The sequence below is a fragment of the Pseudomonas sp. C9-3 genome, from assembly GCF_032392015.1.
GTDB lineage: Bacteria > Pseudomonadota > Gammaproteobacteria > Pseudomonadales > Pseudomonadaceae > Pseudomonas > Pseudomonas nitroreducens.
The window spans coordinates 244,965-265,737 of the sequence record NZ_CP135919.1; the positions used below are offsets into that span (position 1 = coordinate 244,965).

Below are 20,773 nucleotides of genomic sequence, written 5' to 3' on the forward strand. Positions count from 1 at the left end.
TCCTTTCTGCCGGCCCGGTGGCCGTCACAGGCGCCGAGGGAAGTCGGCGCCGGAGAAGGCTAGCGGAAACCGGCGAACTGCAGATAGGTCGCGGTTATTTGATCACCCCAGAGCAGCGCAATCCAGCCGGCGATAGCCAGATAGGGGCCGAAGGGGATCGGCGTACTGGTTTCGGCGTTGCGCAGGCGCAGCATGATCACGCCGAGTACGGCGCCTACCAGCGATGACAACAGGATGGTCAGCGGCAGCACCTGCCAGCCACCCCAGGCGCCGAGCATGGCCAGCAGCTTGAAGTCGCCGTAGCCCATGCCCTCCTTGCCGGTGACCAGCTTGAACAGCCAGTACACTGACCACAGGCTCAGGTAGCCGAACACCGCGCCCCAGAGCGCATCGCCCAGATTGGTGAAGAGCCCGAAGTAGTTGACGATCAGCCCTAGCCAGAGCAGCGGCAGTACCAGGGCGTCCGGCAGCAATTGATGATCGACGTCGATCATGCTCATCGCCAACAAACCCCAGGTCAGCAACAGCATCGCCCCGGCCTGCCAGCCGAAGCCGTAATGCCAGGCGATGAAGGCCGACAGTGCGCCGCAGGCCAGCTCGATCAGTGGGTAGCGCTTGCTGATCGGCGCCTTGCAGGACGAACACTTGCCGCCCAGCGCCAGCCAACTGACCACCGGGATGTTCTCCCACGGCTTGATCTCGTGGCTGCAGTGCGGGCATTGGGAGTTGGGCAGGACCAGGTTATAGGTCGGTCGCTTCTCGCCCTCCGGCAGACCCAGGGTTTCCCGCGCCTGCTGCTGCCAGTCGAGCTCCATCATCCGCGGTAGACGATGGATCACCACATTGAGGAAGCTGCCGACCAGCAGGCCTAGGAGGGTGACGCATAAAACAAAGGCCAGCGGGGTGCTGGCCAGGATGTTGATCAGGGACATTAAACGACGGAGCCCAGTTGGAAGATCGGCAGGTACATCGCGATGATCAGGCCACCCACCAGCACGCCCAGCACCGCCATGATCAGCGGCTCCATCAGTGTGGTCAGATTATCGACGGCGTTGTCGACCTCTTCCTCGTAGAAGGAAGCCACCTTGTCCAGCATGGCATCGAGGGAACCGGACTCTTCACCGATGGCCGCCATCTGGATGGCCATGCTGGGGAATACGCCGGTGGTGCGCATGGAGAAGTTCAACTGGGTACCGGAGGACACGTCCTGCTTGATGCGGTAGACGGCATTGCGGAACACCACGTTGCCGGCTGCGCCTGCCACCGAGTCCAGCGCTTCCACCAGCGGAACACCGGCGGCGAAGGTGGTGGCCAGCGTACGGGCATAACGGGCTACGGCGGACTTGTAGATGATCTGGCCGATCACTGGAATCTTGAGCACCCCACGGTCTACGGCATCGCGGAACTTCTCGGAGCGCCGATGGGCTTGCCCCAAGGCGAAACCGATACCGAACAGTACGATAAGAACCACAAACCACCACGTTTGCAACGCCTCGGAAATGTGGATCACGAACATGGTGAAGGCCGGCAGCTCTGCACCGAAGCCCTGGAAAACCGACTGGAATTGCGGCACCACTTTGATCAGCAGGATCGCGGAGACGATGACCGCCACTACGATCACCGCGATCGGGTAGGTCATGGCTTTCTTGATCTTGGCCTTCAGCGACTCGGTCTTTTCCTTGTAGGTCGCCACGCGGTCCAGCAAGGTTTCCAGCGCGCCTGACTGTTCACCAGCGTCGACCAGGTTGCAATAAAGGTCGTCGAAGTACTGCGGCTTCTTGCGCAGGGAGTTGGCCAGGCTGTTACCAGCGGCGACTTCCTGTTTGATCTCCTCGACCAGCTTGCGCATGTTCGGGTTGTCGAAGCCCTCGCCGATGATGTCGAAGGACTGCAGCAGTGGCACGCCCGACCCCATCATGGTTGCCATCTGACGCGTAAACAGCGCGATGTCCATGGGCTTGATCTTCTTGCCCGCATTCAGCAGGGACATGCCCTTCTTGCGCACCTTGGTCGGATTGATGCCCTGCTTGCGCAACTGTGCCTTGACCAAAGCTGTGTTCGCGCCGGAAAGCTCCCCTTTGACCTTCCCGCCCTTGCGGTCCGTACCTTCCCAGGTAAAGACGCCCATCTTTGCTGCTTTATCCGCCATGGATTAATCCTTGGTCACGCGGTTGACTTCCTCGAGGCTGGTGATGCCTTGCATGGCCTTGAGCAGGCCCGAGGTACGCAGGTCATTGAAGCCTTCTTTGCGGGCTTGCTCCGCGATCTGAATGGAGTTGCCTTCCTCCATGATAATGCGTTGCAGTGCGGGCGTGATTTTAACCACTTCATAAATACCCAAGCGGCCCTTGTATCCACCCTTGCAATTGTCGCACCCGACCGGCGAATAGAGCTTGAAGGTGCCGATCTTGTCCGCGGGGAAGCCTTCGTGAAGTAGCGCCTCCTGTGGCACATCATGTTCTTTCTTGCAGTGCGGGCAAAGTTTGCGGGCCAGGCGCTGGGCGATGATCAGGTTGGTCGAGGTCGCCAGGTTGAACGAGGCGACGCCCATGTTCAGCAGGCGAGTCAGGGTTTCCGCGGCGCTGTTGGTGTGCAGCGTCGACATCACCATGTGGCCGGTTTGAGCAGCCTTGATGGCGATTTCGGCAGTTTCCAGGTCGCGAATCTCGCCGACCATGATCACGTCGGGGTCCTGGCGCAGGAAGGCGCGTAGCGCCTGGGCGAAGTCCATGCCCTGGCGCGGGTTCACGTTGACCTGGTTGATGCCTTCCAGGTTGATTTCCACTGGGTCTTCAGCGGTGGAGATGTTGATGTCCGGGGTGTTGAGGATATTCAGGCCAGTATAGAGGGACACGGTCTTGCCTGAACCTGTAGGGCCGGTGACCAGAATCATGCCCTGTGGCTGCTTGAGTGCATCCAGATAGAGTTGCTTCTGCGCCTCCTCGTAACCCAGCGCATCGATGCCCATTTGCGCGCTGGAGGAGTCGAGGATCCGCATCACGATCTTTTCGCCCCACAAAGTGGGCAGGGTGTTGACGCGGAAATCGATGGACTTGGACTTCGATACCCGCATCTTGATGCGGCCGTCCTGGGGTTTGCGGCGCTCGGAGATATCCAGGCCGGCCATTACCTTCAGACGTGCGGAGATGCGGCTGGCCAGCTGGATCGGCGGCTTGGCGGTTTCATGCAGCATGCCGTCGGTACGAAAACGGACGCGGTAGATTTTCTCGTAGGGCTCGAAGTGCAGGTCGGAAGAGCCACCCTTGATGGCGTCCAGCAGCATCTTGTTTACGAAACGCACCACGGGTGCATCGTCGGCGTCGCCACCAATCGGTTCGTCCTTGGCCCCGGCATCGCCACTCTCGATGTCCAGGCCTTCGAGGTCCACGTCGCCGAGGTCTTCGAGGCCACTATTGGCGCTTTCGAAGAGCTTCTCGATGGCGTCGCCGAGTTTGTCGTCTTCGACCAGGATGGCTTCAGTCGTCAGGCCGGTGCTGAACTGAACGTCGGTGATCGCCTGGTGGTTGGTGGGGTCAGACAGGCCCACAAAGAGCTTGTTGCCGCGACGCCAGAGCGGCATCACGCGGTGCTGGCGCACCAGCTTTTCGCTGATCAGCTCCTTCGGCAGGCTTTCCTTGTCGAGTGACGCTAGGTCGAAATATGCGACGCCAAACTGGTCGGCCGCTAGCTCGGTCAGCGGCTTGCTCTTCACCAGTTTGTTCTGCACCAGATAGGTCACCAACGACAGCTTGTTGCGTTGGGCCTGTAGCTGCGCCTGCTGGGCGCTCTTTTCATCCAGCAGCTCGGCAATCACCAGTTGGCGAGCGAGCCCGGACAGCACGACTTGATCGTTCATGGGAGATGCCCAGCAATGAATTGGTTGCCTTATATCGCAGATGCCCAAGTCTGCCAAATTGACATCAGTGGGCTGTCAAATTTTGTCACTTCCTGCGTAATTTTCTCTCGATCTATTTCCTTCACTCCTACAGGGTAGCGGTTTTCAGGGTGTAGGAGATTTGGCACGGAAGCTGCTTCATCGGAATCAGGTCCAACGACCTCTTCTACAAACCTGGAGAGAATTATGAAGGCTCAAAAAGGCTTCACCCTGATCGAACTCATGATCGTGGTTGCAATCATCGGCATCCTGGCCGCCATCGCCATCCCGGCTTACAGCAACTATCAGGCTAAAGCCAAGCTGGCTGCTGGTCTGGCTGAGGCTTCCGCTGGTAAAACCGCTTTCGAAAGCAAGGTGAACGACGGTGAGGACTTCACCACTCCGGCTGCGATCGGCCTGACCGCTTCTACTGGCAACTGCACTCTTGCCGCGACTGCCACCGCTGGTGCCGGTTCCATCACTTGCAATATCAAGAACGCCCCATCCCAAGTTAAAACTGCTGTCATCACTTGGGCGCGCACTGCATCGGGTGATTGGTCCTGCAAGACCACTGGTGTAACCGATACCACACTGCTTCCGAAGTCTTGCGCGAACTAAGCTCAAGCTTCATTAAAGAGACCGCTTAGGCGGTCTCTTTTTTTATTGAATAGGTCACGAGGTGCGTTTGAAACGCTTAAGTGTAAATGCAGGTGCTTGGGCGGCATTGGCGATTTGCTTGTTCGTAATCGGTGGGATCTATGCCCTCGGCGCAAATGGTGCCTTTTACTTCGATGATTTTCGCCCCTTCTCTGGATTGAGCTCTGTAACCGACAGCCAGTCCGCTATTTATTTTATTTTCTCCGACACCTCGGGTCCGCTTGGTCGGCCCTTGAGCATGTTGAGCTTCCTGCTGAACCAGTCTGACTGGCCTGATCACCCGGCAGGTTTCTTTCGCATCAATATCCTGATTCACCTGATCAATGGCTTGTTGATCGCGGGAGCCTCCGGAGCACTGTTCCGTCTGATGGGGGCAAGGCACCGCAGGGCCGCCTGGATGGCTGTCTTCGCTGCGGCGTTCTGGCTTGTCCTGCCGTTGAACGTTTCCACATCGCTGATCGCTGTCCAGCGCATGGCGAGCCTGTCCGCGCTGTTTGTCTTTGCCGGAATCTGGATGTATTTGCAGGGGTTGCTTGTACAGGAGCGACGTTTTGCAGCTGGAGTGGCATGGCAGATCGCTGGCTTGGCCATGACTGTCCCGGCCGTTCTTGCGAAAGAAGGCGGAGCATTGTTGCCCGTATTGGTTTTCGTTCTGGAAGTGACTGTGTTGCGCCCTGTCACGGCGGTAGAGCGCTGGCGCGGGCTACGGAAACTGTTGAGCGGAGCAGCTCTGGTATTGATCGTGGGTTACCTTGGTTCAACGCTGCTGAATGCGGGTGGTTACTCTGATAGAGACTTCAACCTGATCCAGCGCGTGATGACCGAGCCGCAGATCCTCTGGGAGTATTTGCGTCTTGCTTTCCTGCCGACCCCTTTCGCCTTCAGCCCATTTCACGATAACTACCCGGCGGTAATGGGGCTGGAGATTGGCGCTACACTGGCGATCATTGCATGGCTGCTCACGGTGATATTGGCGATTAAATGGAACCGTCGGCATCCCATTTTCTGTTTTGCCGTCTTCTGGTTTCTCTCTGCGCATTTGCTCGAGTCGACGGTAATCCGACTGGAGTTGTACTTCGAGCACCGAAACTATATCGCTATGTTTGGTCCCTGCATGGCTATTGCCTGGGCACTGGGCAATACCCCGGACAAGTACCGACGCCCGGCCACGCTGGCGGCTGGAACATATTTATTAGTGTTGGCTGGGGTATTGGGATTAGTCACGAACTTGTGGGGAAATCCCAAGCAGGCTGCTATGGCCTGGTTCGCGTCCCAAAGCGGGTCGGTGCGTGCCTCTGAGCACCTCACCTTAATGCTCTTGCGGGAAAACAAATTGCTTGAGGCACTGCTGGTGACCGAAACTCAGGTGAAGAATTGCCCCGCTTGCGCTACCTCGACTGTCCAGGCGATGTTGCTTTCCTGTGTTTCGAAAGATGAAGCGAAAACTCGGAGCTACTTCCGTCGTGCAGAGCAACTGCTGCCGGTCGTACGCGACCCCAGGGGCGTCTCTTCAGCTCTGGCTGCCTTGCAGGTGCAGCTCGATAATAAACAGTGCACTTACTTGAGCTATCCGGATCTGACCGCGCTTAACAAGTCGCTGCTCAGAGGCGATGAGGTCACATCGAATTATTTGCCAGTGCTGGTCAACCTGCAGAGGCTCGCGCTGGCAGAAGGTCGTGAGCAGGAAGCGCGCGAATACATGGCGAAGGCCTGGCAGGCCAAGCCCGACCCGGTTATCGGAGAGGTGATGGTCGGCAACTGGCTTCGAGAGCAGAGCTATGAGGAAGCCCGGGCGTTCGTCCGCGACCAGATGTGTCTGCGTCTGCCAAGAAATCCCATATTGGCGAATTCGTTGCGGCAGCGCTGCCAGAATACGATGAAGACGATTGAGGCTGCTGAAGCAGGAGGGAAAGGTTGAGTTCGCGAGTACTGAAACACGCTTCGTTATCCATTGTTCTACCGGCCAAGAATGAAGCTCAGGGGTTGGCATTGTTCCTGCCAGAGTTGCGAGGCTTATACCCTGAGGCGGAAGTCATCGTCGTCAACGACGGTTCCACCGATGAGACTGGCGCCGTGGCCGAGGCGGCGGGGGCACGCGTCGTGACTCACCCCTATTCCCGAGGCAATGGCGCAGCGATAAAGAGCGGCGCCCGTGCGGCGACTGGCGAAATCATCGTCTTCATGGACGCCGACGGGCAGCATTCCCCCAACGATATTGAGTTGCTGTTGAACGGCCTGGATGAAGGGCACGACATGGTGGTCGGCGCCCGCCAGCAGGGCTCCCAGGCCAGCGTCGGTCGTGGCTTGGCCAACGGCTTCTACAATCGCCTCGCCACCTACATGACCGGGCACAAGGTCGAAGACCTGACCTCGGGCTTTCGCGCTGCCCGTGCCGACAAGTTCCGCGAGTTTCTCTACCTGCTGCCCAACGGGTTCTCTTATCCGACTACCAGCACCATGGCGTTCTTCCGTGCGGGCTATTCGGTGGCCTACGTGCCGATTCACGCCGCCAAACGCGTCGGCACTAGTCACATCAAGCCTTTGAAAGACGGTATGCGTTTCCTGCTGATCATCTTCAAGATCGGTACGCTCTACTCGCCGCTTAAACTCTTTGCGCCCATCGCGCTGCTGGCGGTTTTCATGGCATCCGCCTGGTACAGCTATACCTTTGTTAGCTTCGGTCGTTTCACCAACATGAGTGCATTGCTTTACAGCGCCGGCGTCATGATCTTTCTCATGGGACTGATCTCCGAGCAGATCACCGCGCTCATGTACAAGGACAGCTCCGATCGTTGATTCGGTACTTATCTGCTCTAGGCGATGCTGAGCCGGCTGTCGAAAAACCTGGACAGTTCCTCGGCCCGCTCCTGCCAGTACACCGGTTGCATCGGTGGGTGGCAGGGGCGGGCGAGCAGTTCGAGCAGCTTGGCGGCCAGGTCGAACTCATTGTCGGGGTTGAAGAGATGGGTGGGCTGCTCGGCGAGCTGTGCACCTAGCACGCCTACGTCGGCTGCTAGCAAGCGAGTCTCGCAGGCCAGGATTTCGTTCAGCTTCTGCGGATAGCAGTAGCTGCCAAAGCTCGATGGTCGATTGCAGATGATGGAAACGTCCATCGCGTTATAGAACGCCGGGACCGACGTGGGCGGTAATACCCCTAGATAACGTACCCCTTGTGTCGATGCGAGCGGTAGGCTGTTGTCGTGTGGCCCGGCCAGTACAAGTTGCAAGTTTGGAAGACGCTGGCGGATCAACGGCAGGGCGCGCAACAACACGGCTGTGCCGCGATTTCTGCCGAGCGCTCCGGCAGTCCCGATCAGGTGATCGTTCGTCGTGAGCCCTAACTCCCTTCTCGCCGTCTCACGGTCGGTCGGACGGAACTCGTCGGGGTTGGTGGCATTGCCCAGAGTGAGAATCCGGTCGGCGGGTACGCCGTAACCATGCTCCAGATAAGTGCTAAGGGGGGCGCTGATCGAGGTGATGCCTTCGGCCTCGCGACAAGCCGTCCTGAAGAGGTGTTTCATGCCGGGAATCTTCGAGAGCAAGAAGCTCTCGTAGTTATCGTAAAGATCGAGAACGTAGGGGATGCCCATTTCACCGCAGACGCGGTGGCAAGCAATGGCATGCCACATGTCCGAACTGGCCCACACCACGTCCGGGCAAAAAGTCGCGATCTCCTGACGAATTTCCCGCAAGTGGCGAAGTATTCCGCTTCCCAGTGGCGCCGCGTTGAAGGAGCGCCAGGCAACGCAGCCGGGGTGTACAGTCTGCTCCAGTCGTGGACGGTAGCTGCAAGTCAGTCCTCGGACCTCATGACCCACAGCGGCCAGATTCTCCGGAATCTCGAAAAGCCGGCCGAAGCGGTCATCCAGTAAATCGCGGCCGGTGTACTGGCGCTTGGTCAGAACAAGAATCCGCATCAGCTTCTCGTTTCTCTGAGAATGTCGAGGTAGGCCTGCCCGGCGCGCTCGACCGAAAAATACTGAGCGCGCTGGCAAAGATTATCGGCCGGTACGTCGAACTCTTTGTCGAGAGTCTTGCGTAGCGCTGCGACTAGCGCCGACACGGAGTTGGTAGGGATCAACTGCCCATAACGGCCATTGTCGAGGATTTCCGCCGGTCCGCTTGGGCAATTGGTGGCAATTACCTGGGTGCCGCAGGCCATTGCTTCCACCAGGACATTGCCGAAGCCTTCGTAGTCCGAGGGCAAAACAAGGACGTCGGAGTGCTTGAGAAGCGGGAGAATATTTTGTGTGTGCCCGAAAAAGAGCACATTGTCTGCGACCTGCAATTGTGCGGCTTGGCGTTTGAGCTGTTCCAGCTGGGAGCCGTCGCCAAGAATCAGCAGGTGCGCCTCTGTCTGCGCGTGCACCTGGGCAAAGGCATCTAGCAAGAGATCCACGCGTTTGACCGGCTCCAGACGACCGGCGAAAACGATCAGCGGTGTTGTGCTGTGCTCCCAGGGATAGACAGCCGGCAGTGGGGCTTCGATACGACTTGCGATTTGCGTGTCGACAATCGGGTTGTAAATGGTCGTGATGGCATCTTGAGGTATGCCGATGTGCTGTGCCAGGTCCAAAGCAACGCCGTCGGAAACGGCGATCACGCGGTTGGCCCGTGGGTACAATGCGCGCATAGCGAGTCGAACCATCTGTAGCTTCAGCTTGCGTAAGCCTTTGGCGCGGGACACCTCGGGCGAAACGGTCAGGTGCTGAGTGACGATGATGCGAGAACTCCGGAATAGCAGAAGCTTCAGAAGGACAGCCAGGCAGGAAATATCGTTGGCGCTCGTGATGATATGGGTTGGGTGGGCGCACTGGATGGCATTTACGAGGGCGACAATGAAACCGATCAGGCCTTTGCCGGGAAGCGCCAGGACATTGTGGTGGCGAGAATCCGGGTGCACCGGCGGCTGAATGAAGGACCTGGCCACCAGGGTGGTGTCGATTCCTTGCTCAGTCAGGTAGACAGCCAATGAGGACAAAACCTGCTCTAGCCCCCCGTTCCTGAACTTGCCCGCTAGTATCCAGACTTTCAAGACTGGGCAGCTCCTGCTATGGGAGTGCACAGTACGTTCTGGAATTCCTGAAGGTTGTTTCGGTCCAGTTTCGTCAGGACACCATTCTTGCCAATGTTCTGGAATCCATATCCAAACTCTTCCAGTAGATTGAGGATATCCGTCTGTTCGTATCCTGCTGCTCGCGAAGTTTCCACCTGCAGTTCAATGATGATCTGTGGCTTGAACTGGCTCAGCGTTTCTTGTGCCCCTTTTAGGCAGGGGAGCTCCGCGCCTTCGATATCTATCTTGATAATGTCCAGGCGCTCGACTGGGTGCGCTCGCAGGTATTCGTCCAGGGTCATTAACTGGATTGTCTGCACCGGTTTGGCATCCGCCTTGGCAGCATAGAGACTGCCAAGACCATGATTCGGTTCGTTGGCGTCCTCATTCGCGCAGGCGTCGTAGATATTGGCTTCGCCAGTGTGATCAGACAGCCCAACTCTGGCTACTGATACCCATGAGAGCGAATTGCGCCGGAGATGCTCCTCGAGCTGGCTTGCAATGGAACTCATGGGTTCGAATGAAATGACGCGTCCAAATTCGCGGGTGCGTTTGGCTGCAACCAGTGTTATCTCGCCAATATTTGCACCGACATCGAGGAAGACCATGCCCGGTTTGATAAGCCTGTCGAGCAGGGCAACGATCTCGCGGTTGTAGTAGCCAACCCAGAATATGCGTCGCTGCATATGCTCGGCCAGGTCCAGTCGCACTTGAAAGATACCGTCGAAGTCATCGATTTCCACTTGCCCTGCTGCGTGACGAAATAATCCACGCATCAACCGGGGTAGCAGGACGTCTTTGCGCCCCACAGGGAATCGATTCGCGAATCGCCGGATACTGCGCAATGCCGCTGGAGTCATCATTGGCCAGACCTATCCGATAAATTGTCGTGCGAAGTGTTCAAGGTAGCCGCGAAAGCTAAGGCGGTAGCTGCGGCGAGGAATAACTCCACTGCGATATAGGCGTACGCGGCGCCTTGTGCTCCATATCGCGGGATCAGGGGCATCGATAGCAGCGCCAAAAAGACGATGGCAGCCAGTTCGATTAGATTCTTGGTCTTCTTTTTTCGACGCCCAACCAGAGCCTGGCTTGCTATCATTCTGAATCCGTAAAATGGGATAACCACTGCCAGTAGTTTGATGAGAGCGACTGCCGGGGCGAAATCCCGCCCGAGAATCATCGGGATGATTGCTGCAGCCGACCAGATGAACAGGCCCGCTAGCGTTCCATAGCCGACGATAACTGCGATTAGCATGCCTACAAGTCGTGGGTGCTTCGCTCGATCCGCACCCTGGGCGAAGAGTCGTGGAAGTGCTGCGGAGACCAGAGCATCCACCGGCTGTGTCAGTAGGGTGATGAAGCGATAGGCAATGCTGTAGAGGCCTGCAATCTCGGCACCGCCGAATTTGAGTGCGAATGTCTTGTCCAGCGAGGTAAGGGCGTTGCTGCCGGTCCAACTGAAGGCAAAGCCGATACCTTCGAGCAATTGTGCCCGACTGAATCTCAACGGCATTTGCCTAGGCGCGAGAAAATAGTGCGTCAGTGCGATGGCGGCGAATGCCGATACGAGTGTGGCAGTGGCATGGAACCACACGTATTGGTCAAGCTCGCGAGTCTCGCTGAGCTGGAAGAACGCCAGGTTGCCGCAGAGTCGGAACAGTGCCGTCAGCGCGGGCAGCATGGTTGCCCAGCCCATTCTTTCATGGGCCGAAAATGCAAATGATGAGGCCGTCACCAAAGGGAACAGAATCGTCTCTGAGATGCCGATGGCGATCAGCGTTCGGTAATGTGACTCGGGATGGAGCCATATCCCGAGCACCACAAAAAGAAGGGTGATGAGCGCGCCGCTGCCCAGGATGCAGGCCAGCGAATTGTTCCAGTACTGGCTGAACTTCTCTGGAGCGTGGATGGAGCCTTGATACATGACCAGCCCGAGCCCGAGCCCGGTGAACGCGCCCATGGTGAGTGCCAAGCTGGCAAGACCGCTATAGGTCCCATAGCCCGCCGGCCCAAGCAGTCTGGCGGTAACCACCATCCAAGCGGCAAGCAGGCCAACTCGGATGAGCTGCCAGAACAGCGTTATCATCGCGGAGCGTGCAAGGCGACCGGGCTTATAGCCCTTGGCCGACGTTTTCAAAGCGTTCGCTTCACGCTGGGAGTGCCTTGCGGGCTGCCATTTGGGAAAAGTACCCGGTGTACTTCCTGACCAAACCGCTCCCAGGAAAACCTCTCCCCGTGTTGCTTGCAAGTTTTGCGCAGCTCGCCGGGGGCATCCAGGACGCGCACGATCGAGTCGGCCAGTCGTTCGTAATCGTGGGGTTGAACCAGATAACCCGAAGAGCCATTCGCAACCGCATCGACGATGCCGCCGGTGGCGAAGGCAACAGTCGGCGTGCCGTTGACCGCGGCTTCGATGGCCACCATGCCAAACCCTTCCGAGTCTCCCGGAATGCTGCGGACCGGAAACACGTGGGCGTCCGCAACCTGATAAGCCACACAGAGTTCTTCGAAGTCAGTGATCGGGCCGATAAAGCGTACCGAATCGGCAATGCCTGCATCCTGTGCCACGGCCCGGATGCTTTCGGGCGTCTGCGCGTGAGCATGGGCGTGCAGGGCGTCTTTCGGAGCGTCTCCCACAATTAACAGTAGTGTGTCGGGGTGTCGGGCGACGACCTTGGGCAAGGCTTCGCCGACGAACTCCAGCAGGCCCTTGCGTGCGGTCAGCCGGCCGACAGAGATAAGTATGCGTCGTGTACCCAACTGGAGCTTGTCGCGCAATGCTTGCAGCTTCTCAACGGGAAAATCTGCAATGGGTGTTTGAGCGCCCGGGAATATCAGGGTCAGCCGGTCTGGCTGAACCCCAGCTTCTACCGCGAACTCTAGGGTAGAGCGGCTATTGGCGATCACTGCATCCATGTGCCTGATTGTCGGCAGCCAGAGTGTCCGATAAATCGGGTTGCGGGTGGTGATGTCCAACCCATGGAGATAAGTGACCGCCCTGGCGCCGCAGAGCCTGGCAGCCAGCAGGGCAATGGGGGCGGTCAGGCCGCTGCCGGCCAGCACGACCTGGGGCCGGTAGCGACGGGCGATCCGGGCTGCGGAGAGTGTCGCCTCGAGCAGAAAGCGCCAGGTCGGACGCAAGCATACCTGATGGTAGACGGCCTGCTTAGGCGCCTGGTTTGCGGCTTCGGCGGGCCCCACGACATGCACTTCGGCGTCCCGGCTCAGTTCATCGACCATGTGCCAGTTGAGGCGCTCCATGCCGCCCAGAAGAGGCGGCAAGTTCCGGGTGACCACCAGGACGCGGGGCATGCAGCGGTCTTTGCTTGTCGAACTCATGCGCTAACAACGTTCGGACGCTTGTCCAGTCGCCCGCGCGTATCCACCAGGATTCTCGCGTGCTCGGCCAGCAGCGCGTAGTCGAACGCATCGTGGTCAGTCGCCAGCACCACACAGTCGAATGCGTCCAGGCTGGTAGGTGTCAGGCTGATCGATTCGAGGTCGAAGCTGTAGTCGCGCTTGTTCGGGAAGCTCGGGACGTGAGGGTCCGAGTACTGGACTTCAGCGCCGCGCTGTTCCAGCAGGGACATGATCTCGACCGCCGGCGATTCGCGAGTGTCGTCGATGTTCTTTTTGTAGGCCAGGCCGAGGATCAGCACCCGGCTACCGTTTACGGCTTTCTTCCGGCTGTTCAGCGCGTCGGCGACTTTCTCCACCACCCAGTGCGGCATGTAGTGGTTGATCTCCCCCGCCAGCTCGATGAAGCGCGTATTGACCCCGTATTCCTTGGCCTTCCAGGTCAGGTAGAACGGGTCGATAGGGATGCAGTGGCCGCCCAGGCCGGGGCCTGGCGTGTAGGGCACGAAACCGAAGGGTTTGGTGGCGGCGGCGCGGATCACTTCATGGATGTCGATGCCCATCTTGTCCGCAACGATCTTCATCTCGTTGACTAGGCCGATGTTCACGGCGCGGTGGATGTTTTCCAGCAGCTTGGTCATCTCCGCGGCGCGCGGGCTGCTTACGGGGACCATGGTGTTGATGGCGTGGGCGTAGATTGCACTGCCCAGTTCCAGGCAGCTGGCCGTCATGCCGCCGATGACTTTCGGGATGTCGCGGGTGCCGAAGCGTGGGTTGCCTGGGTCTTCTCGTTCCGGGGAAAACACCAGTGCGCAGTTTTCTCCGGGAGTGAAGCCCTGGCGTGCCAGGCGTGGGGCCAGTTCTTCTTCGGTGGTTCCTGGCCAGGTGGTGCTTTCCAGGCTAAGCAACTGCCCTTCGCGGAAATACGGAAGAATCGCTTCGGTGGTGTTGATCACGTAGCTCAGGTCTGGCTCGTGGTGATGGTCCAGAGGGGTGGGGACGCAGATGATCAGCGCATCCGCTTCATGGCTGCGGGAGAAATCACAGGTGGCTTCGAATCCTGCCGTTCTGGCGGCCTGGATCAATTCGGGCCCCAGGCGTTCGATATAGCTGCGACCTTCGTTCAGCGCATTGACTTTGGTTTCGTCGATATCGAAGCCGATCACCTTGATCCCGACTTCAGCAAAGCGCAGCGCCAGAGGAAGGCCGACATAGCCCAGGCCATAGATACCCACGACGGCGGTTCCGGCGGATATCCTGGTGCGGAGTTGGTCGAGTGCGCTCATAGAAATGCCCGGGCCGAAAGAATTCGGCCATTCTGGCGAGTTTTGCTGGCCGTGGGAATTATCTGAAACACAGGTGAGACAATATGTGACTGATCTCTCGCCCAGTGCCGGTGCAGGCGGAGCAATTGCCTAGTTGCAGGGGGGATGGTAGTTTACGCCCGCCGCCGGTGTAGCTCAGTCGGTAGAGCAGCTCATTCGTAATGAGAAGGTCGGGGGTTCGATTCCTCTTACCGGCACCATCTTCAGCAAAAAGCCCCGCTTTCGAGCGGGGCTTTTTGTTTTTCAATCACAGAAAAATCAGGCGTAACCGCTGGGATTCTGGCTCTGCCAGTTCCAGGCGTCGCGGCACATGTCTTCGATGTCGCGCTGAGCGCTCCAGCGCAGTTCCTTGCCTGCCAGTTCCGGGTCGGCGTGGTAGCTGGCGATGTCGCCGTCGCGGCGGGGGAGGAACTGGAAGGGCAGTTCGCGGCCGCAGGCTTTTTCATAGGCGCGGATGATTTCCAGCACGCTGTAGCCGCGGCCGGTGCCGATGTTGAAGGTCTTCGCGCCGCTGGCGCCGTCCAGCCAGCGTAGGGCGCTGAGGTGGGCGTTGGCCAGGTCGACGACGTGCAGGTAGTCGCGCACGCCGGTGCCGTCCGGGGTGGGGTAGTCGTTGCCGAATACGCGGATGAAAGGCTGCTTGCCGGTGGCGACTTGGGAGACGTAGGGCATCAGGTTGTTGGGGATGCCGTTGGGGTCTTCGCCGATGCGGCCGCTGGCGTGGGCGCCCACCGGGTTGAAGTAGCGCAGGATGGCCATCGTCCATTGCGGATCGGCATGGGCGATGTCGCGCAGGGCGATTTCCGCCATCAGCTTGGACTGACCGTAAGGGCTGGCGGGGCCGGTGGGGGCGTCTTCGCGGATCGGGCTCTCGGCCGCCAGGCCGTACACCGTGGCCGAAGAGCTATAGATGAAGCGCTTCACGCCGTGGCGTTGCATGACCTGGCAGAGGTTGACGGTGCCGGCGAAGTTGGTCTGGTAGTAGGCGATGGGGTCCGCAACCGATTCGGCGACGGACTTCAAGCCGGCGAGGTGAATGGTGGCGTCGATGTCGTGTTCGCGGAATAGGCGGTCTAGCGCGACCTCGTCGCGGACGTTGCCTTCCACAAAGGGGATTGCCTGGCCGGTGAGTTGCTCGATGCGTTTCAGCGGTATGGGCGAGCTGTTACTGAGGTTGTCGAGGACGATGGGATGAAAGCCCTGCTCGATCAGTTCCAGGCAGATGTGCGAGCCGATGTAACCACAGCCCCCGGTCAACAGAATCCTTTTCGTCATGATCGTGCTCTTGCTCCCTTCGCTGTACGCCGATTCGTGAGCATCTGAGTATGTCAGAGGCGCATGAATCGGCACTATCGAGGGCGGCGTGACCGTGTCGGCAGGTCTGAAAGGTCGCGCGGAAGCGTACTAGCTCAGGCGCATCGACAGGTCCAGGGCTTTGACGTCCTTGGTCAGGGTGCCGATGGAGATGTAGTCCACGCCGGTCTCGGCGATGGTGCGCAGGGTGCTCTCGGTGATGCCGCCGGAGGCTTCCAGCTTGGCGCGGCCGGCGGTGAGGGCGACGGCGGTACTCATGTCGTCCAGGCTCAGCTCGTCGAGCATGACGATGTCGGCGCCGGCGTCCAGGGCCTGGCGCAGCTCCTCCAGGTCTTCCACCTCGATTTCCACCGGCTTGCCTGGGGCGATCCGCTGGGCGGCGGCGATGGCCTGGGCGATACCGCCACAGGCGGCAATGTGGTTTTCCTTGATCAGGAAGGCGTCGTACAGGCCGATACGGTGGTTATGGCAACCGCCGCAGGTGATCGCGTACTTCTGCGCCAGGCGCAGGCCGGGCAGGGTCTTGCGGGTATCGAGCAGCTTCACGCCGGTGCCGTCCACCAGGTTGGCGTAGTGGCGAGCGCGGGTTGCGGTGCCGGAGAGCAGCTGGAGGAAGTTCAGGGCGCTGCGCTCGCCGGTGAGCAGGGCGCGGGCGGGGCCTTCCAGGGTGAACAGGGTCTGGTCGGCGCTGACCTGCTCGCCATCGCTGACCTGCCATTGCACCTGCACGCGCGGATCGACCTGGCGGAATACCTCGTCGACCCAGGCGGTGCCGGCGAGGGTGGCGTTCTCGCGGGTGATGATGCGGGCGCTGGCGGCGCGCTCGGCGGGAATCAGTTGGGCGGTGATGTCGCCGCTGCCGACGTCTTCGGCCAGGGCGGCACGGACGTTGGCCTGGATTTCCCCGGAAAGCTCGGCGAGGGTGAGGTTCGGCATGCAAGGCTCCTGTTCGCAGTGTCGCGATTATACGGGCGGCGGCGCGTGACGTGCAGGGAGTGCCATTTTTTGTCTTATCGCGTGATCTGTCGGACGGACGGTGCCTACTGCTCTGTGAATTTCTTCAAGAATGCGTGAAATGTCTCTTGGTTGTGTAAGAAGCTTCCCTATAATGACGTTGAACCTTTCCGCTTTTTGACGCCACTAAATTGACGTTATGGATGACGCTTCGATGACTGTTGGTGCCGCCAGCCAGGTCTGACGGCAGGAGACTTGCGATGCAGAACGACGCGAACGTAGTGCCGCTGAACAAGCCGGCCACGGAATCCTCGCAGACTTCGTTCGCTGGACGCGTTCCGGCGGGGCTCGTCGCTGTTCGCGACAAGGTCGCCGTCCAGTTGCGTCATGCCATGCAGGCTCTGTTCGACAACGCCGACGATACCCTGTTCGAGATGGCCGATCGCGCCGCCAACAACGCCGAACAGAGCGCCTACTTCGAAGCTATGCGTGACCTGCGCCTGAAGCGCAAGGGTATCGAGCGTGGCTTCCTGCAGAAGGTCTTTGAAAGCTTTGCCAACCTGAACCAGTATGAAATCGGCCGCGCGCCGGTGCTGGATACGGTTTCCTACGAGAATCTCACCCTGGTGCAGAACGACGAGCTGGAAGAGTCCGTCGCCCTGGATGCCATGGTCGCCAAGGTGATGAGCCGCGACGGCGTCGCCCTCACTCACCTCACCACCCGATTCAATACCCTGGTCAGCAAGAAGGTCGAGGACAAGAGCAACCCGCTCGGCCCGCGCCAGCTCTGCGAGGCCTTCCTCGAGGCCTGCCGCGGCCTGGGTGTGGAGATCAAGGTCAAGCTGATCATCCTCAAGCTCTTCGAGAAGTACGTGCTGGCCGATGCCGAGCACCTGTACGCGGAAGCCAACCAGACGCTGATCGCCCTGAACGTGCTGCCGGAGCTCAAGTCCGTTCCGCTGCGTCGTCCGCCGCAACGTACGGTACCCAGCAGCCAGGGCGCCGCCCCGGCCGCCGCTGGTGCCGCCGAGGCGGGCGAGCAAGCAGGCGCTGGCCAGTACATGGACGCCGACAGCCAGGCGGCCTTCGCAGCCCTGCGCGACCTGCTCTCGCAGGTGCGCGGCAGCGCAGCCCCAGCGCGCCCGATGCCTGCCGATGCGGTACCGATTTCCAGCAACGACCTGATGCGCCTGCTGTCCCACCTGCAGTCGCACCTGCCGGCGCAGAGCATCGATGAGATCGATGTGCGCCAGCACCTGGACCACCTGCTGACCCGCGTCAGCAGCAAGAGCGGCCGTTCCCGTGTGGTCGGCCAGGTGGACGAGGACGTCATCAACCTCGTCTCCATGCTCTTCGAATTCATCCTCGACGACCGCACCCTGCCGGATTCGCTCAAGGCCCTGATCGGCCGCATGCAGATCCCGATGCTCAAGGTCGCGGTCCTCGACAAGACCTTCTTCAACCGCGGCAGCCACCCGGCGCGCCGCCTGCTCAACGAGATCGCCTCGGCCGCCCTGGGCTGGGCCGAGCACTCCGACGGCCAGCGCGACCACCTGTACCAGAAGATCGAGCAGGTGGTGATGCGTCTGCTGAACGATTTCGTCGACGACCCGGCGATCTTCTCCGAGCTGCTCGACGAGTTCATCGCCTTCACCGGCGACGAGCGCCGTCGCAGCGACCTGCTGGAGCAGCGCACCCGCGATGCCGAGGAAGGCCGCGCCCGCGCCGAACTGGCCCGCCAGGACGTGGAAGGCGTACTCAATGAGCGCCTGCTCGGCCGCACCCTGCCCGAAGTGGTGGTGCGCCTGCTGCAGGAGGCCTGGAGCCAGGTCCTGCTGCTCACCTGCCTGAAGCACGGCACCCATTCCTCCGAGTGGGAAGGTGCGCTGGCGACCATGGACGACCTGATCTGGAGCGTGGAGCCCCACGAAGACCCGGACTCCCGTCTGCGCCTGCTGGAGATGGTGCCGCAGTTGCTCAAGTCGCTGCGTGAAGGGCTGGCTTCGGCTGCCTTCGATCCGTTCTCCACGGGTGAATTCTTCAGCCGCCTGGAAGGGCTGCATGTGCAGGCCTTCCAGCGCTACAAACAGGTCGAGGAAGCTCCGCTGCTTGACCTGGAAGACGACCTGCCGCTGCTGGACGATCCGCTGGATGCTCCGGCAGCCGCGCCCGCTGCTGCGCAGCCGGCCATGGTCGCGGTGGTCGAGGAAATCGTCCTCGCTTCGCCGGAACCTGCCCGCGTGGTGGAGCCCGAAGAGGCCTTCGCTGATGACGACGAGTCGCTGCGCAAGGTCGACGACCTGCGTGTCGGTAGCTGGGTGGAAATCCAGGAAGACGAAGAGCACAAGCTGCGCTGCAAGCTGGCAGCTGTGATCCGCCCGAGCGGTCGCTACATCTTCGTCAACCGCACCGGCATGAAGGTGCTGGAAAAGACCCGCATGAGCCTGGCGGTCGAGTTCCGTCGCAACGCCGTGCGCCTGCTCGACGATGCACTGCTGTTCGACCGCGCCCTGGAATCGGTGATCGGCAACCTGCGCCGCCTGAAGAACGCCTGAGCCCGCTGGCTGCGCGCCAGCGGGTGCATTTCCCCCGTCGCCTGCTTTAGAGTGGGGCTCTGCCAAGGAGTCTCCATGCAGATCGACCCCGAATCCGGCTGGTGCCTAGACGCCCAGCGCTGCCCTTCGCCGAACTTCAACGCCCGCCCCGATGGTGAGGAAGTCTCGCTGCTGGTCATCCACAACATCAGCCTGCCGCCCGGCCAGTTCGGTACCTGCAAGGTGCAGGAGTTCTTCCAGAACCGCCTCGCTGCTGACGAGCATCCGTACTTCGCCAGCATCTGCAGCCTGACGGTGTCCGCACACTTCCTCATCGAGCGCGACGGCTCGCTGTTCCAGTTCGTTTCCTGCAACTCGCGCGCCTGGCATGCCGGTGTGTCCAGGTTCGATGGACGGGAGAACTGCAACGATTTCTCCATCGGTATCGAACTGGAAGGCACCGACATCGAACCCTACAGCGACCGCCAGTACGAAGTGCTCGCCGAGCTGACGCGGCAGCTGCGCAAGGTTTATCCCGCGATCACGGCCGAGCGCATCCAGGGGCATTGCGACATCGCGCCGGAGCGCAAGACCGACCCCGGCGAGGCATTCGACTGGGCGCGCTACCTTGCCGATATCGGCGCGGCTGTGAAGAAGGAGTCGACATGAGTTTCCTGGTGCTGTTGCTGGTTCTGTTGGTCGAGAAGTTTTCCAGCTGGCGCGCACGGGTACAGCGTGACGGCTGGTGGCTCGGCTGGCTGGATACCGTGGGTGGCGTGAAGTCGCTGGTGGCGCAGCCCTGGCTCGCCCTGCTGGTGGCCATCCTGCCGCCGCTGCTGTTGCTGGCGCTGCTGCTGACCATTCTGGAGCCGGTGGCCTACGGCCTGCTGGCGCTTCCGGTACAACTGCTGGTGGTGGTCTGGAGCCTGGGGCGCGGCGATGTGCTGCGTGCCATCGGGCCGTTCCGCGATGCTTGGCGCCGTGAAGATGCCCAGGCGGCCTACCACGTCGCCGAGCGTGACCTGGGCGTGCAGGTCCAAGCCGATGGTGACGACGATCTGTTCGCCGTGGTGCAGGGCACATTGGTCTGGGAGGCCTACCAGGCCTTCTTCGCGGTGATCTTCTGGTACGCGCTGCTCGGCCCGGTGGCCGCGCTGGCCTACCGGCTGCTCGCCATTGCCGCCGAGCAGGGGCGCCAGCCGGTGCTGCGCGAGCGCGCCGCACAGTTGCGCCATGCCTTCGACTGGCTGCCGGCACGGGCACTCGTGCTGAGTTTCGCGCTGGTCGGCAACTTCGTCGCGGTGACCCGTACGCTGTTGCATGACCTGCTGGCCTGGGATGTACCTGCCGCTCGTCTGCTGGCGCGCGCCGGGTACGTGGCCGAAGACTTCAACGAGGGCGGCCTGGGCGCCAAGGGCGTCGCCAGCCTGGATGCTCTATGGCAGCTGCTGGTGCGCTCCGCCGTGCTCTGGTATGCGGTCTTCGCCATCTGGGCATTGCTGCTCTGAGCTCGCGAATCGGGCCGGCTGCCGCCGGTCCGATGATGGCATTTTAACCTTAAGTTACAGAACTCCCCGCCGATATCAGGTACACATCGATTCCAAAGCGCGAGATGACGGTCGCTGTACGACAGCGGCCGCGCCAATGAGCGCACGTGGCGACAACCCGTCCAGGGGCGCGCCGCACTATCCCCGACAAGCAA

General features: G+C 60.4%; 17 protein-coding genes and 1 tRNA gene. 7 read left to right on the forward strand and 11 right to left on the reverse strand.

Annotated elements, in window-relative coordinates; translation table 11 throughout:
- Positions 1–59: 59 nt before the first annotated feature.
- From RS899_RS01145 to pilB, 3 genes are read right to left on the reverse strand one after another with little or no spacing between them, the layout of a single operon-like run.
- On the reverse strand, positions 60–932 hold the full coding sequence (locus RS899_RS01145) for an A24 family peptidase (RefSeq protein WP_315808886.1): 873 nt from the start codon (positions 930–932) through the stop codon (positions 60–62).
- Positions 932–2,149: a type II secretion system F family protein gene (locus RS899_RS01150; RefSeq protein ID WP_315808887.1), complete on the reverse strand. Its 1,218-nt coding sequence runs from the start codon at positions 2,147–2,149 to the stop codon at positions 932–934. The genes RS899_RS01145 and RS899_RS01150 overlap by 1 nt, the downstream gene beginning before the upstream one ends.
- 3 nt (positions 2,150–2,152) lie before the next feature.
- Positions 2,153–3,856: a type IV-A pilus assembly ATPase PilB gene (pilB, locus tag RS899_RS01155; protein ID WP_315808888.1), complete on the reverse strand. Its 1,704-nt coding sequence runs from the start codon at positions 3,854–3,856 to the stop codon at positions 2,153–2,155.
- A gap of 225 nt (positions 3,857–4,081) precedes the next feature.
- Between pilB and RS899_RS01160 the strand changes: the two genes are divergently transcribed.
- From RS899_RS01160 to RS899_RS01170, 3 genes are all read left to right on the forward strand, one after another.
- The gene (locus RS899_RS01160; RefSeq protein ID WP_315808889.1) at positions 4,082–4,492 is read left to right on the forward strand and encodes a pilin; all 411 of its coding nucleotides are present in this window, start codon (positions 4,082–4,084) and stop codon (positions 4,490–4,492) included.
- Positions 4,493–4,559: 67 nt separating this feature from the next.
- Entirely contained in the window at positions 4,560–6,449 is a 1,890-nt protein-coding gene (locus RS899_RS01165; protein ID WP_315808890.1) for a hypothetical protein, read from the forward strand.
- Positions 6,446–7,327 carry a glycosyltransferase family 2 protein gene (locus RS899_RS01170; protein WP_315808891.1) on the forward strand — a complete coding sequence of 294 codons (882 nt, stop codon included), beginning with the start codon at positions 6,446–6,448 and terminating at the stop codon, positions 7,325–7,327. The genes RS899_RS01165 and RS899_RS01170 overlap by 4 nt, the downstream gene beginning before the upstream one ends.
- A 17-nt stretch (positions 7,328–7,344) precedes the next feature.
- On the opposite strand, the gene RS899_RS01175 is transcribed toward RS899_RS01170, so the two are convergent.
- The 6 genes from RS899_RS01175 to RS899_RS01200 all read right to left on the reverse strand — a co-directional run bounded on the left by RS899_RS01175 (position 7,345) and on the right by RS899_RS01200 (position 14,230).
- Positions 7,345–8,448 (reverse strand): glycosyltransferase family 4 protein, encoded by a 1,104-nt coding sequence (locus tag RS899_RS01175; RefSeq protein WP_315808892.1) that lies wholly within the window; start codon positions 8,446–8,448, stop codon positions 7,345–7,347.
- A complete protein-coding gene (locus tag RS899_RS01180; RefSeq protein ID WP_315808893.1) occupies positions 8,448–9,566 on the reverse strand; it encodes a glycosyltransferase in 1,119 nt (372 codons plus the stop codon). Before RS899_RS01180 ends, RS899_RS01175 begins: the two co-directional genes overlap by 1 nt.
- A complete protein-coding gene (locus RS899_RS01185; protein ID WP_315808894.1) occupies positions 9,563–10,330 on the reverse strand; it encodes an FkbM family methyltransferase in 768 nt (255 codons plus the stop codon). Before RS899_RS01185 ends, RS899_RS01180 begins: the two co-directional genes overlap by 4 nt.
- Before the next feature lie 116 nt (positions 10,331–10,446).
- Positions 10,447–11,724, reverse strand: coding sequence for an oligosaccharide flippase family protein (locus tag RS899_RS01190; RefSeq protein ID WP_315808895.1), 1,278 nt, complete (start codon positions 11,722–11,724; stop codon positions 10,447–10,449).
- Entirely contained in the window at positions 11,721–12,899 is a 1,179-nt protein-coding gene (locus RS899_RS01195; protein ID WP_315808896.1) for a glycosyltransferase family 4 protein, read from the reverse strand. Before RS899_RS01195 ends, RS899_RS01190 begins: the two co-directional genes overlap by 4 nt.
- 23 nt (positions 12,900–12,922) lie before the next feature.
- Positions 12,923–14,230, reverse strand: a complete 1,308-nt coding sequence (locus tag RS899_RS01200) for a nucleotide sugar dehydrogenase (RefSeq protein WP_315808897.1) — start codon at positions 14,228–14,230, stop codon at positions 12,923–12,925.
- Between the two features lie 163 nt (positions 14,231–14,393).
- Here RS899_RS01200 and RS899_RS01205 point away from each other — a divergent pair.
- Positions 14,394–14,469 (forward strand) — tRNA-Thr (locus RS899_RS01205).
- A 58-nt stretch (positions 14,470–14,527) separates the two neighbouring features.
- On the opposite strand, the gene galE is transcribed toward RS899_RS01205, so the two are convergent.
- On the reverse strand, positions 14,528–15,544 hold the full coding sequence (gene galE, locus RS899_RS01210) for a UDP-glucose 4-epimerase GalE (RefSeq protein ID WP_315808898.1): 1,017 nt from the start codon (positions 15,542–15,544) through the stop codon (positions 14,528–14,530).
- A 129-nt stretch (positions 15,545–15,673) separates the two neighbouring features.
- Positions 15,674–16,519 carry a carboxylating nicotinate-nucleotide diphosphorylase gene (nadC, locus tag RS899_RS01215; RefSeq protein ID WP_315808899.1) on the reverse strand — a complete coding sequence of 282 codons (846 nt, stop codon included), beginning with the start codon at positions 16,517–16,519 and terminating at the stop codon, positions 15,674–15,676.
- A 278-nt stretch (positions 16,520–16,797) separates the two neighbouring features.
- Here nadC and RS899_RS01220 point away from each other — a divergent pair, with 278 nt between their 5' ends.
- The 3 genes from RS899_RS01220 to ampE all read left to right on the forward strand — a co-directional run bounded on the left by RS899_RS01220 (position 16,798) and on the right by ampE (position 20,579).
- A complete protein-coding gene (locus RS899_RS01220) occupies positions 16,798–19,092 on the forward strand; it encodes a DUF1631 domain-containing protein (RefSeq protein WP_315808900.1) in 2,295 nt (764 codons plus the stop codon).
- Positions 19,093–19,167: 75 nt separating this feature from the next.
- Positions 19,168–19,740 carry a 1,6-anhydro-N-acetylmuramyl-L-alanine amidase AmpD gene (ampD, locus tag RS899_RS01225; RefSeq protein ID WP_315808901.1) on the forward strand — a complete coding sequence of 191 codons (573 nt, stop codon included), beginning with the start codon at positions 19,168–19,170 and terminating at the stop codon, positions 19,738–19,740.
- Positions 19,737–20,579 (forward strand): regulatory signaling modulator protein AmpE, encoded by an 843-nt coding sequence (gene ampE / locus RS899_RS01230; protein ID WP_315808902.1) that lies wholly within the window; start codon positions 19,737–19,739, stop codon positions 20,577–20,579. The genes ampD and ampE overlap by 4 nt, the downstream gene beginning before the upstream one ends.
- Positions 20,580–20,773 lie beyond the last annotated feature (194 nt).

What these genes read in the sequence shown, in the direction of transcription:
- RS899_RS01220 (WP_315808900.1), top strand. Translation starts at nt 16,798, where the DNA reads ATGCAGAACGACGCGAACGTAGTGCCGCTGAACAAGCCGGCCACGGAA.
- RS899_RS01150 (WP_315808887.1), bottom strand. Translation starts at nt 2,149, where the DNA reads ATGGCGGATAAAGCAGCAAAGATGGGCGTCTTTACCTGGGAAGGTACG.
- ampD (WP_315808901.1), top strand. Translation starts at nt 19,168, where the DNA reads ATGCAGATCGACCCCGAATCCGGCTGGTGCCTAGACGCCCAGCGCTGC.
- RS899_RS01160 (WP_315808889.1), top strand. Translation starts at nt 4,082, where the DNA reads ATGAAGGCTCAAAAAGGCTTCACCCTGATCGAACTCATGATCGTGGTT.
- RS899_RS01200 (WP_315808897.1), bottom strand. Translation starts at nt 14,230, where the DNA reads ATGAGCGCACTCGACCAACTCCGCACCAGGATATCCGCCGGAACCGCC.
- pilB (WP_315808888.1), bottom strand. Translation starts at nt 3,856, where the DNA reads ATGAACGATCAAGTCGTGCTGTCCGGGCTCGCTCGCCAACTGGTGATT.
- ampE (WP_315808902.1), top strand. Translation starts at nt 19,737, where the DNA reads ATGAGTTTCCTGGTGCTGTTGCTGGTTCTGTTGGTCGAGAAGTTTTCC.
- galE (WP_315808898.1), bottom strand. Translation starts at nt 15,544, where the DNA reads ATGACGAAAAGGATTCTGTTGACCGGGGGCTGTGGTTACATCGGCTCG.
- RS899_RS01195 (WP_315808896.1), bottom strand. Translation starts at nt 12,899, where the DNA reads ATGCCCCGCGTCCTGGTGGTCACCCGGAACTTGCCGCCTCTTCTGGGC.
- RS899_RS01145 (WP_315808886.1), bottom strand. Translation starts at nt 932, where the DNA reads ATGTCCCTGATCAACATCCTGGCCAGCACCCCGCTGGCCTTTGTTTTA.
- RS899_RS01175 (WP_315808892.1), bottom strand. Translation starts at nt 8,448, where the DNA reads ATGCGGATTCTTGTTCTGACCAAGCGCCAGTACACCGGCCGCGATTTA.
- nadC (WP_315808899.1), bottom strand. Translation starts at nt 16,519, where the DNA reads ATGCCGAACCTCACCCTCGCCGAGCTTTCCGGGGAAATCCAGGCCAAC.